Origin of the sequence: Streptomyces sp. NPDC048434 (genome assembly GCF_043200375.1) — a bacterium.
In the GTDB taxonomy this organism is placed as follows: Bacteria; Actinomycetota; Actinomycetes; order Streptomycetales; family Streptomycetaceae; genus Streptomyces.
In genome coordinates, this window is record NZ_JBICXQ010000005.1 from 60,625 (window position 1) to 72,743 (window position 12,119).

The following is a 12,119-nucleotide window of genomic DNA, read 5'->3' on the forward strand; positions in this document are numbered from 1 at the left end:
ACCGGCGAGGAAGAACGGGTCGCACGGAACGCGGCGCTGCCTATCCGCCGTCCTTGGGTGGCGGAGCCGAGCCCTCACCGCGCTCCCGCCGCAGTTCCTGTTCCTCTGCCGCATCTGCCGCATCTGCCGCCTCTTCCTCCGGTGCCGGTCGCTCCTGCCGGTCCTCCCGCGCCTCCCGGACCGACTCGACATCCCGTTCCAGCGGCGTCGTGCTCAGCGCGGCCGTCAGCTCCTCCAGGGCCCCCAGCAAAAGTTCCGCGCCACGCCGCACCACCGGATCATCACCGCCGTCCGCGCCCTCCCAGGCCTCGAGCGCCGCCGCTACCCGCTCCCATCGCGGGGCCCGCCGCTCGCGTACGTCCCGCGCCGCACGCGCGGTGTCGGCCCGCAGTGCCGCCGCGAACAGTGCGGCTTCCGGGACGGGCTGCACCTCTCGTCCCGGCAGATGGGCCTCCAGAAGCATCGCCGCCCGCCCCATCGACTTGAGCGCCTCATACGCGTCCTGGGCCGCACTGCGGGTCAGTCCACGATGCTTCACCGGCTCTTGCTTGGACCGCTCGAAAGCCTCGTCCCACGCGGCCTCCTTCTTACGGGCGGCAAGCAGTGCCTGCCGCACTTCCGCGCGATGCCCGCCGCCGGGATCCGCGTAGCTGCCGACCACCGCCGCCGCGTACCGTCCGTTCGCGGCGAGCCAGTCCGCGAGACGGTCCAGCAGCCGCGGGGTCTCCCAGGCCGGGAAGAGCACATAGGCCAGCATCGCGAGCGCACCGCCGAGCAGGGTCAGCAGCACTCGGTCCCGCACCGTCTGCTGCCACTGCTCGCCCCCCATCCCGAGCAGGAAGACGACATACGCTGCGGCGAAGGACTGCGAGACCGCGTACCCGGTGCGCATCAGCAGGTACATCAACCCGGCCGAGACCACGGCCAGCCCGCCGGACAGATATGCACCCGGGTGAACCAACTGCACCACTACGGTGGCCAGTCCGACGCCGACGAGAGTGCCGGCGAACCGGGCCACAGCACGGGAGTAGGTCTGGTGGAAGTCGGGCCGCAGCACCATGACGGAGGTGATCGGCACCCAGTAGCCGTGGCCCAGCGGAAGCGCATTGCCGAGCAGGTAGCCGAGGCAAGCCACCCCGGCGAGGCGTACAGCGTGCCGGAGAACAGCCGAGTCCCAAAAGAGCTCGCGGCGCATCGCACGCAGCACGACCGGCACCATCCGGAACATGGTCGGACGCACCAGTTCCGGGGCTTTCGCCGCGTGAGTGTCGCTGCTGTCCGCGGTCTCCACGACCTCGCGCAGCAGATCGAACAGCCGCACCGCTGCCAGCCGCGCCGGCCCCCGCAGCACCTCCTCCTCCCCGCCCCGGAGGGCCTCCATGGCTTCGGAGGGCACCCGGACCGGGGTACCGCGGCGGATCGAGTGGGCAGCGGCGTCCAGCACCTCGCCGGCCGCCTTCAGGAGTTCCCGCGTCCGGTCGCGTTCCGGCCCCTCCGCCGGAGCGCCGACCCGGGGGTCGGCGAGTGAGGCGAGGACCGGGCGGATGCGCTCGGCCAGGCCGCGGGGGCCGTGCAAGGCGGCGGGCAGCCGGCGCGCCTGCCACGGCGTGACCGCAGCGGCGTCGCGGGCCGTCATCATCGGTTCCGGGGCGAAGGGGGCCACCGGGTCGTGCCGCAGCCGCCGGGCGTAGTCGGCCACGGCGGCGAGGGCGTAGGCGAGCGCGTCCCGGTGCGCTCCCCAGCGGCGGATCGGGAACAGCAGGATCAGCGTCGCTTGCACCACACCGCCGAAGGCGATCACCGCGGCGTGCTCCAGCGCCTGCACCACGGTGGTCGGCAGGGTGATGGTCACCAGCATGATGCCGATCGTGGTGGCCGCGACGATCCCGGCGGTCGAGCCCGCGGCCCAGGCCATTCCGGCGCCGAAGGACCACACGGCGAGCAGCAGGAGGAACGGCACGGGGTGCGCCCCCGCCAGATATCCCAGGAACGTGCTGAGCGCCAGGCCCGCGCCGGCGGCCAGCGCAAGCACCTTGCGCGGGCGCCAACTCCGCTGGAACGTGGCGGTGCCGGCCGAGAAGGCTCCGAACGCGGCGGACGTGGCGTAGGCCGGGGAGACGAGCCACAGCGCGAGCCCGATCACGGTCGCCACTCCGGCCGCGGCGCGCAGTGCGACCAGCGGCTCGAGCCGGGTCCTCTCAATCGTCAGCCCGGAGCGCACGATCAGCCCCAGTGCCCGTAGCCACGTCACGGCGCCGAGCTTAGGGCGAGGCCGGGGCCGTGCGCCGTCAGCCGCACCGTGCAGCCGCCCACGTGAGGTACCACGCGGTGCCGGGAGCGAACCGAGGAGTCCGGCTGGAACGCCGGCCACCAGACGGGGCCGATCCAGGTGCCGCTGTCACGGGCGCCGGCCCCGCGGCATCCCGACGTGTGGCAGCTGTGCTCGGGTTCCGGGAGCCGGGCGGCCGGCTGAGTGTTCGCCTGGGCGAGTGAGAGCAGCTGCTTGGGATCTTCTCCCTTCGGTCGTGCGATCGTCTTCATGAGGCGGGTCAGGGGGCTGAAGCCGTCCGTCGTTCCGAGTTCTCGCGGGGTCGGTCCGGCGGGTGTGGGGTGTCCGCGAGGCGTTCGGCGAGGGCGGTGACCGCTTGGCGGTCTCCTTCGAGGCTTCGCGTTCGTCGTCGGTGAGGTCGCATTGCTGGAGCATCTGGTCGATGCGGTCCTTGACGGCTAGCAGTTGGCCGCGGGTGGACTGCTTGGGACGTAGAACGGGCAGCGTGCGCAGGCCGGCCGGTGCTGACACTTGGCGAAGAAGTCGTCACTGCAGCAGCGCGCTCGCCCCGGGCGTAGTACTTCCCGGGCTGTTCGCCACCTGGTGGGTGGCTCCGGTGAGGATGGACTCGCGGTCGATGAGGACCTGGATGGTGCGGAAGCTGCGGGCGAAGTAGTCGGCCTTCTTGTAGGCCGCGGTGAGGGTGCGTTGCAGGATCGCCGCGTAGCAGCGGGTGCCGGCAGGGTGCTTGATTGGCTGCTCCCGAACTTCCGCCGGTGCCCGTGAGACCGTGGGGCGGGTGCATTGACACAGGACGGTGTGGGCACGGCAGGCGGGGCGCGAGTTTGGCTCAGGAAAGTTCTTCCAGCATCCCGTGCACATGAGCCACGGCAAGCTCTATGTCGGTGTGCTTGTACTGCCCGGCGCGTGACTCCGCGGAGAGAACTCCGCAGCGGTGCACTTTCTCGAAGTCGCCATAGGGGAACTTGTACCGGCCTTTGTTCTCTTCGTTCTGTTCGTCGTCTTCGCCGAGGTACCACTTCCGGTATTCGGCGAAGCCGTGCTGCTCCAGGTAGCGGTTCTCCTCCTCGGCCGAGGGGCGGTGTTCGCTCCACTCGTCCCGGTCGTCGAGTACCACCTGCCGTTCCTCAACCAACTTCTTCGCGTGATCAAAGGCTCGTGCGTTCAACTTCACCACCACGAGGTTCACACCTCCCACGCGTTGCCGTGCCACGGGCCTGCGGGAAAGCCTCCGGGAATGACGCTCACCGGGGGAGGGGAGCAGTGCTCGGTCGCTTCATTATTTTCCCCTGTATGCGCGGCGGACGATCCGCCGGTCCGGAGCGTCCATGGCCCATACGGCGAGGTAACGCTTCACGTCCAATTGCTTGCGCTCATTCTACGCCGACGACGGGTGGTTCTCACGGCCGTCCGGAATGCAACCCCGGGAATTTTCCGGTCGCTTGGCCTGTCAGGTGAAATGCGCGCCACGGCTTCGGCCTGACATGCGCAGGCGTGCCCCGGAGGTGTCTGGAATCCTGGAACTGGGCATTGCCCGCCGGTGCGCCGACAGTCGCCGGTGGGGGCAGTTACCAAGGGCGAGGAGGCGAAAGGCATGACCGTTATGGGTGTGTCCAGGTTCGTAAGGTTCTTCCGTGCCGCCGCAAGTCTCGACGTGGACAAGAACGATCTGAAGCGGTACAGCGACTTCGTCGACGGCAAGCTCTACGACCTGCTGCTCGTCGCCCAGGCCGCGGCCAAGGCGAACGACCGGGACATCGTTGAACCGTGGGATCTACCGATCACCAAGGGGCTTCAGGAGAGCATTCACCGGTTCCGGCGGCTGGACGAGGAGGTCGAGCTCAAGCCGATCCTTGAGCAGTTGGCCGCGCATCCCCTGCTCGACCGGGCACCCAGCGAGGAGACCGAGGCCCGGTACCCGGAGATCATCGGCGGGCTGAGCGTGGCACTCGCCGAAGCCTTCAAGATCATGTACCCCGACGTCAAAAACCCCCAGACCAAGCACTGGGAGGGCGCGACCGCCATCTTTGACCTGCTCCTGTAGCCGCCCTGCCCGGATTGCGCAGGTCACCCCTCCAGGGCCCAGAGTCACCCGCCCCGCCGGCTTGGCGAGCGGCGGCTGCGGAGGTGTGGCTACCGCAGCGCGGCAGACAGCGACGTGGGCATACGGGCCCACCACGGTGTCGAACGAGGAAAGGCCTCCCTCAGCCATCTCCTGGCTCCTGGTCATCCGCCGCCTGTGGCGGCGCCGGGTCCGTGAGGCCGTGGGCCTCACGGACCGTGGCAGAAGCCGGGCCGAAGGTCTCAACGGCCGCTCTTGTTTTCGGTGATCTCGATGTGACGGGGCTTTGCGACCTCCGTCTTGGGAACCGTGACCGTGAGCACGCCGTCGGACACCTGTGCCTTGACGCCTTCGGTGTTGACTTCGCCGGGCAGCAGCATCCGGTACTCGAAACGGCCGGTGCGCCGGGTGCTGCGCCGCAGGATGCCCCTGCGCTCACGTTCCTTGATCTCTCCGGAGATGACCAGTTCCTGGCCGCTGACCTCGACGTCGATGTCCTTGCTCTTCATTCCGGGGAGCTCCACGTCGACCTGGTAGCTGTCGTCGGTTTCGGTCACATCCGCGAGCGGGATCCACGTCGGCATGGCTGTGCTGGGCACGCCTCCCACGGTGGACTCGATCAGCCCGCCCATCTGGTTGATGAGTTCGTCGAACTCCGCCAGCGGGTTCCGCGTCCGGTAGGCCTGCCGCTCCATCGTTCCACTCGTACGCTGTCGTCGGACGGGTGAGGTCATCACCCATCACCTCCGTCCTCTCGTATCTTCGGGGTCTTTCCGGGTCCTTCGCCGTGGCCGGCGGCCCGGCCCGGCGGGCCGTAGAGGCCATCGGGCAGGTTCTTCGCGCGCGACTCCCGGACGGCCTCGCGCAGGGCGTTGCGGAAGCGGCCGGGGCCCCACGAGCGTCCGTCGACGGTCCGCTCGAGTTCGTCGCGCCGGGTCGGGCCGTGCTCTGTGAGGGCTCGGGAGACCTGCTCGATCTCGTGGTCGAGGGACCGCTCGGCCATGGCCGAGGTGCGGCTCGCCGTGCCGGCCGTGCCGGCCATGCCCGGTGAGTAGAGCGAACTGCCCGTTCCCGGACGGTACCGGCGTACCCCGGTGCGCTCGCGTTCCCGGCGGCGGGCCGTGCGGTCGGCGATCCGCCGCTCTTGCTCGCGGGCCGCCTGCCGGACGCCCTCGGGGCGGGCGCGTTCGCGGACGGCGTCCGGAGAGGGTTCGTTGCGCCAGTCCGCCTCGGCCTCCCCGGCGGTGAGCGGTCTGGCGATGTTCTCCAGGGACTGCTGCTCGGCCCGGACACCGAAGAGCACCTCGGCCAGCCCGCCGAGGGCCATGGCCCCGGCTCCGATGAGGAAGCCCAGGGCCACCAGTCCGGTGTGACCGCTGTGAATGAAGTTGCCGAACAGCAGCGGTCCGGTGATACCGCCGACGGCCGTACCGACTGCGAAGAACAGGGAGATGGACAGTGCGCGGGTCTCCATGGGGAAGACCTCACTGACCGTCAGGTAGGCCGAACTCGCTCCCGCGGAGGCCACGAAGAAGGTCACCGAGACCAGCGCGAAGAACGACCATGCCGTCAGCGAGCCGGTGATCAGCAGAACGGCGAGGGCGACGGCGACGGCCGCCGAGCCGAAGTAGGTGCCCGCGATCATCGGCTTCCGGCCGACGGTGTCGAACAGCCGGCCCAGGAAGAGCGGTCCGAGGAAGTTGGCGACCGCGAAGATGGCCAGGAAGTACGGGACAGAGCTCGACCCCACACCGAAGAACCCGCTCAGTACGGTGCCCAGGTCGAAGACGATCGCGTTGTACAGGAACGCCTGTCCGACGAACAGCGCCAGTCCGAGGATCGCGCGGCGTGGATACCGCTGCAGGGCCACCCGGGCGATCTCCGTGAAGGGGATGACATCGCGCTGCCGGATGGTGATGGCCTCGCCCGGTTCCGGCAGCTCCTGGCCCGTCTCCGCCCGCACTTCGGCCTCGATCCGGTCGACGATGCGCTCGGCCTCCCCCTCCCGTCCGTGGATGAACAGCCATCGCGGGCTCTCCGGGACGTGACGGCGCACCAGCATGATGCCCAGCCCGAGGACGCCGCCGAGGCCGAACGCCAGCCGCCAGCCGAGGTTCGGCGCGAGCAGATGTGTGTCCAGCAGGACCAGTGAGACCAGGCCGCCGAGCGCCGCTCCGACCCAATAGCTGCCGTTGATGGCCAGGTCCACCTGACCCCGGTTGCGCGCCGGAATCAGCTCGTCGATGGCCGAGTTGATCGCGGCGTACTCGCCGCCGATGCCCATGCCGGTGATGAACCGGGCGAGGAAGAGGTACCAGGCGTCCTGGGAGAACGCGGTGGCGACGGTGGCGAGGATGTAGATCCCCAGCGTCACCATGAACAGCTTCTTACGGCCGAAGCGGTCCGTGAGACGGCCGAACAGGAGCGCTCCGAAGCAGGCTCCCGCCACGTAGATCGCGGCGGCCGTGCCGATGTCGGCGCTGGTGAGGGAGATGCCGCTGCCCGGCTCGGTCATACGGGCCGCCACTGCGCCGACGATCGTCACTTCGAGTCCGTCGAGAATCCAGACGGTCCCGAGGCCGATCACGATCCGCCAGTGAAAGCGGGACCACGGCAGTCGGTCGAGCCGGGCCGGGACGCGGGTGGTGACAGTAGCCAGTTCGGTGCTGGCGGTCATGGTGTTCCTCCCCGTGCTCGCCATCAGCAGTTCAGTGGAGGAGCGGGCGGACGGGCCGGATCGCCTGGCTCCGCATAGGCTGGATCTCTATGTTGCGCTGCCGCCTTCTCGGACATCGCTTCCGCTTTCTCAGCGAGGGCGACACGATGCGCTGGCACTGTGCGCGCGGGTGTGGGGCGGGGGGCGCCAAACGGTATCCGGCGGCCGAGGATGCCCGGCGCTATGCACGGGCCTTCGACCACGAGGACCAGGAGGACCTGGGCCGCCGGGCGCCACTCGTCGGGCTGTTCCCGCTGCGGCTGCTGCGTGCGCTGCGCGAGCACCGTGCGAAAAGAGCCGGTACGGGGCCCGGTGTCACGCCTCCGCCACGCTGACCGGCCGGGCCCGGCGCTCCCGTACGGGCGGGCGGCACGACGCTTGCGGGCCCCACGGTGGTACGCAAGCGCGGCAAGCGGGTTGGCAGCCATGCCCTCACCTCGCGCTCTGACCGGCGCTTACTTGCGGTCTGGGGTCCGCGTGGGACCGGCCTGGGGACCGCGTCGTACGGAGGTGACGGCCGGTGTCCAGTGTATTCCAGTTGGGCCGACAAAGGAGAGCCGCGCCGGGAGGGCGGCGGACAGTAGACGTACCCAAGGCCCCCGGTTGCCCGCCCACCTGCGCTCGGAGGTCGAACGGCGGGGAGGGCTTTCACCCCGCAGGCGGAGGTGCGAGGCCGGTGCGCTTGCGAGGGTGAAGGCAGCGACACGCAAGGACGCTGTCTGCGATCGGGCCGGCCGGCGCTGTGACGGCCAGCATCAGGACACCAACGCGGCGCTCGGATGCGAGCGGCGGGCGGCCAGGTCGCTCGGGTGGCGGAGCAGGAGCGCGGCGCAGGGATGTGTGAGCGCCGTGCACCGGTCCCGGTCGGGCTTATCGGTCCGTGGCCTCGGCCACCGGCGCGGTGTAGCTACGGCCGGGTCTCCTCCCAGGTGCCCGCCGTATTGCCAGGACGCAGGGTGCGGTCCGCGGCGCGGGGAGATGTACCCCAAGCCCATCTGCGGGCCGCTGCCCGCAGCGAGCAGAACGAGAAGCTCACCGACCTGCCGGCAGCAGCTCGTCGGGCTGCTGCCGGTCACCGGTTCCTCACTGCGGACCACTGAGTTCGGACGGGTCTGTCAGGGCGCAGACCACGGCCCGTGGCGCCTCCGTCCTGTTCACCGCGTCGGTCACCGAATGTCCGCTGACCGAGGGGTACTCGTCACGTCGGCGGCGACAACGCGATGCACTACAACTGGTACACCGGCAGTAGCTGGACCGCCGCCGGCCTGATCCATATCAGGGCCTTCAAGACCTCGCCGCTGCGGCGCTCGCCTTCCACGAAGGAAAGCTCCACCTTCTGCTTGCGGGCACCGACCGGCGGCTGTGGCACACCGCTTACTACAACGGAGCGTGGGGCCCCGCTACAGCCCTGACCTTCAAGTTCGGCGAGGCGAAGAGGCGCCATGCGTGGCAGGTTCGGGGAATCAATGTCCTCCGTGATGACAGAACTTGATGGTGTCCCACTGGGGGCGCCGTCACGTGAGTGACGGGGTCACAGGTCCAACTGGAGTTTGAGCAGGCATACGACTACGTCGGTGCGGGAACTCAGCAGCCCGGCCATGAGAATGCCCCGTTGGTTCTGGAGAATCCGGTAGCGGCCGTGCAGGGGTTCCACCTGGGGGATGAGTACGGCGACCTGCCTGCTGTTGCGGGCGACCTGCTCGACGTAGCCGATGACTGGATGCACCAGGGAGTGCTGGGGGCTGTCGATGATGTCGAGCCGTGGGCCGGGGTTCCATCGCGCCCAGTCGGCGCGCATGGCGTCTGCTTTCGTCGGGTCGTCGAAGACGGCGACCACGACGACCTCATCGCCCAGTGAGGACGCGGCGTTGAGGGCATCGACGGCGACCATGTCGACCCTGCCCAGGGGGACGATGACCAGACTGTGGGTTCGTGTGGGGCGTGGCGGGGTGCCGTCCAATCTGAGTTGGTCGCGAACGCGCGTGTAATAGCGCTCGATCCGGGAGAACAGCAGCATCAGCAGCGGCACGGTGAGGACGACGATCCAGGCACCGGCGAGGAACTTGGTGGCGAGCAGGACGATTCCCGCGACGGCGGTCAGCACAGCCCCGACGCCGTTGATCAGCGCCCGGGGCAACCAGCCGTCGGCGCGTTGCATGCTCCAGTGCCGGACGAGGCCGATCTGGCTGATGGTGAAGCCGACGAAGACGCCGATGGCAAAGAGCGGGATCAGGCGCTGGGTGTCGGCACTGACGACGACCAGCATGACGCCGGCCAGCACCGCCAGGGCCACGACGCCCCAGCGGTGGACGGGCCGCTCCGAGCGGAGGGCGAACAGATGAGGGAGACGGTCATCCTTGGCGAGGACGCTCATCAGGACCGGAAGGCCGCCGAAGCTGGTGTTCGCGGCGATGCCCAGCACGAGAGTGACGATGAGGCTGATGGCGTAGTAGGCCCAGCCGGTCCCGAAGGAGCCGGCGGTCAGCTGGGCCAGCAGCGTCACACCGCCGCGTGGCACCACGTGATGGCGGCGGATCAGCAACGACAGCCCGATGAGCATGGCGCCCAGCAGCAGCCCCAGCATCAGCTCGGTGTGTTGCGCCCGCTTGACGCGTGGTTGGCGGAACATCGGAACGGCGTTGGCGATGGCCTCCACCCCGGTCAGCGCCGAGCATCCCGCGGAGAACGCCTTGAGCACCAGGAGCACACTCAGCGCCTCGACGGCGGGGAAGGACTGGGACGTTCCGACCGTGGCTGCGGGATGGGCCCGAAACAGCCCCACGACGATGACACCGATCACGCTGACGATGAACAGCACTGTGGGCAGCATCAGCACCCGCGCGCTGTCCGCGATGCCGCGCAGATTGACGACGGTGAGGACGAACAGCGCGATCAGGCATACGGCCAGAAGGTGATCGGAAAGGACGGGAAGCGCCGATGCGAGGCTCGCGGCGCCGGCGGCGAGACTGACGGCGACGGTGAGGACGTAGTCGATGATGAGGCTGGCCGCGGCCATCAGACTGACCGGTCTGCCCAAATCCTTCTTCGCCACCGCGTAGGCTCCACCGCCGTCCGGGTGCACGGCGATCACCTGGCGGTAGGAGACCACCAGGACGGCCAGCAACCCGGCGATGACCAGGGTGATCGGCAGCATCGCCGTGAGCGCGCCCGAACCGGCGGCCACCAGCACGACGACGATGGCCTCCGGGCCGTACGCGACCGAGCTGAGGGCGTCCAGTGACAGGGCGGCCAGCCCCTGGATCACAGTCAGGTGGGACTTTCCGCCCTCGCCGTGACGCCGTGGGACCTTGGGGTGAGGTTTCTTGGACGCAAGCCCGAGCGTCACGTGAAACTCACTCGTTCATTTGGCGGGTGCACCCACCCATGCCGGACCGTGGCACAACGGCAATGCTCATGATGTCTCCCTTTCGGTGAGAGGTAACCGCCTGATCCAGCTTCGGAGAGTCTCCGGGGACCTGCACGCCCACCGCGCTGGACGGGTGCGACGTGGAGGACGCACCAGGCACAGGTTCTGGGCCTGGCGGACTTCCAGGGCACGGTGCTGCGGCAACGGCCCTCGCCCTACACCGGCGCCTGCTTCCTGCTACGCATCGACGACCCGGCGGACGGCCGCCGCACGCGGGGACATCGGCTCTGCTCGCGAGGAGCAGCGAGTGCGGGCGGCCGTGGAGGCGGAAGGTGACGGATCAGGACCCGCGCACCGGGGTGGGTGACGGCGCCGGCGACGGGGAGCGCCCCGCCTCCTGGAGCGGGGAGTAGTCTCCCGGCCGCGTCGAGCGCCGCCACACGTACGCCGCTGTCGCCATCACGAGGATCAGCCCCGCCAGGATGAGCAGTTCGATCCCCTCGGTGTTCCACCGGAAGGACTTCTCCGCCTCGGCCGTCACGATGAGCACCTTGCGGATGCCGGCAATCAGGCCGACGACGAGGAACGGCTCCGCGTCGAGGGTCTGGTTCCTGATGGTGAGGCGGACGGTGTGGAGCAGCTCGGCCACGATGAACAGCACAAGGCCGTTGTCCAGGGCGGAGAGGACGACCGTATCCTCGCGATACGGCCCCTGGATCGACCTGATGATGTCGTGGACGACCCCGACGGTCAGGAGCCCCGCGAGTAGTACGAGGAGCGTCGCGACGACGAGGTGGATGCCGTCCTCGATGAGTTGCAGGAGGCCCTGTACCCGGCCGCCCTCGATCTTCGGAAGAATGGATCGCACAGTCAGCATGCTAAGGGTGCCCCGGCCCGCAGGCGCGACGTGCTGCCGAACGGGTGAACGGGTGAACGGGCGGACCCTCCCGGAGCATCTGCGCCGCCGCATCGCCAGGGGCATCCGCTGGCGGGCGGACACCGTGACGGCGCCCCTGGTGGCGGACGGGCCGGTCAACGTGTCCGACGTGGCCGAAATCGTCGGCACCCGTCTGGAGGACGGCGACTGGGACACCGGCGTCTTCCTCACCGACCTGCCGAGCCGGGCGGAGCGCAATCCGGTCAGCACCGAGGTCCACCCTGAGCACAGGGTCGTACTGATCTCACTGCCCGCCCTCGGCTCCCGGCGTCTGTGGCGCCGGGGGCGGCAGGCGGTGGTCGGCGTCGTCAGGCAACAGACTGCGCAGGACGAAGAGCCGCTAGCTTCCCCCGTCGTCGGCAGTCCGGCACCCGGGGAGATTCCAGCCGCGAGCGCCCCGCGGTGCGGGGCCTGGGCGGCCACGGCCGCTTGGTCCTGGGCAGGGTGTGCGCCAACCGCCCCTGGGCGGCTGTGCCCCGGATGCCGAACTCGACGCTGGACCTTCGGCAGCAGCGGTTCGATCACCGCCCACAACTCGTCATCGACATCCCACGGCTTCGGCCGAGCCATCCCGCACCCCTGGATCATCAACCCCGGAGTGATCCAACCACCTCAAATATCATTCCGTTAGGGGTTCTAAGGGCGTGCAGATCTTTAACTCGTAGCTTTCCGCTCGGTGGTTCGTTGGTCTGGCATGAGCGGGTTGGAAGGACAACGGGCCGTGCTGGCAGCCAAGTTCGGGGCGAT

General features: G+C 69.2%; 9 protein-coding genes and 1 pseudogene. 2 read left to right on the forward strand and 8 right to left on the reverse strand.

All coding sequences use genetic code 11. The features are described from left to right. Positions 1–40: 40 nt before the first annotated feature. From ACGFWI_RS07665 to ACGFWI_RS07675, 3 genes are all read right to left on the reverse strand, one after another. Complete coding sequence (locus ACGFWI_RS07665; RefSeq protein WP_393905009.1) at positions 41–2,251, reverse strand: FUSC family protein; 2,211 nt, start codon at positions 2,249–2,251, stop codon at positions 41–43. A gap of 564 nt (positions 2,252–2,815) precedes the next feature. Then, entirely contained in the window at positions 2,816–3,151 is a 336-nt protein-coding gene (locus ACGFWI_RS07670) for a hypothetical protein (RefSeq protein WP_393905247.1), read from the reverse strand. Continuing rightward, a complete protein-coding gene (locus tag ACGFWI_RS07675) occupies positions 3,120–3,479 on the reverse strand; it encodes a hypothetical protein (RefSeq protein WP_393905010.1) in 360 nt (119 codons plus the stop codon). The genes ACGFWI_RS07670 and ACGFWI_RS07675 overlap by 32 nt, the downstream gene beginning before the upstream one ends. A 405-nt stretch (positions 3,480–3,884) precedes the next feature. Between ACGFWI_RS07675 and ACGFWI_RS07680 the strand changes: the two genes are divergently transcribed. After that, positions 3,885–4,334, forward strand: a complete 450-nt coding sequence (locus tag ACGFWI_RS07680) for a DUF1931 family protein (RefSeq protein WP_393905011.1) — start codon at positions 3,885–3,887, stop codon at positions 4,332–4,334. Positions 4,335–4,594: 260 nt separating this feature from the next. Here the strand turns inward: ACGFWI_RS07680 and ACGFWI_RS07685 are convergent, their stop codons facing one another. After that, a complete protein-coding gene (locus tag ACGFWI_RS07685; protein WP_393905012.1) occupies positions 4,595–5,086 on the reverse strand; it encodes an Hsp20/alpha crystallin family protein in 492 nt (163 codons plus the stop codon). Next, entirely contained in the window at positions 5,086–7,029 is a 1,944-nt protein-coding gene (locus ACGFWI_RS07690; RefSeq protein ID WP_393905013.1) for an MFS transporter, read from the reverse strand. The genes ACGFWI_RS07685 and ACGFWI_RS07690 overlap by 1 nt, the downstream gene beginning before the upstream one ends. 89 nt (positions 7,030–7,118) lie before the next feature. On the opposite strand from ACGFWI_RS07690, the gene ACGFWI_RS07695 reads away from it, so the two are divergent. Further along, positions 7,119–7,403, forward strand: a complete 285-nt coding sequence (locus ACGFWI_RS07695) for a hypothetical protein (protein WP_329169874.1) — start codon at positions 7,119–7,121, stop codon at positions 7,401–7,403. 1,196 nt (positions 7,404–8,599) lie between these two features. On the opposite strand, the gene ACGFWI_RS07700 is transcribed toward ACGFWI_RS07695, so the two are convergent. From ACGFWI_RS07700 to ACGFWI_RS07710, 3 genes and pseudogenes are all read right to left on the reverse strand, one after another. After that, a complete protein-coding gene (locus tag ACGFWI_RS07700) occupies positions 8,600–10,414 on the reverse strand; it encodes an APC family permease (protein WP_393905014.1) in 1,815 nt (604 codons plus the stop codon). A gap of 361 nt (positions 10,415–10,775) precedes the next feature. Then, entirely contained in the window at positions 10,776–11,312 is a 537-nt protein-coding gene (locus ACGFWI_RS07705; RefSeq protein ID WP_393905230.1) for a phosphate-starvation-inducible PsiE family protein, read from the reverse strand. A gap of 525 nt (positions 11,313–11,837) precedes the next feature. After that, positions 11,838–11,942 (reverse strand): annotated as a pseudogene (locus tag ACGFWI_RS07710) (IS5/IS1182 family transposase); the annotation flags it as partial. Between the last annotated feature and the right edge of the window lie 177 nt (positions 11,943–12,119).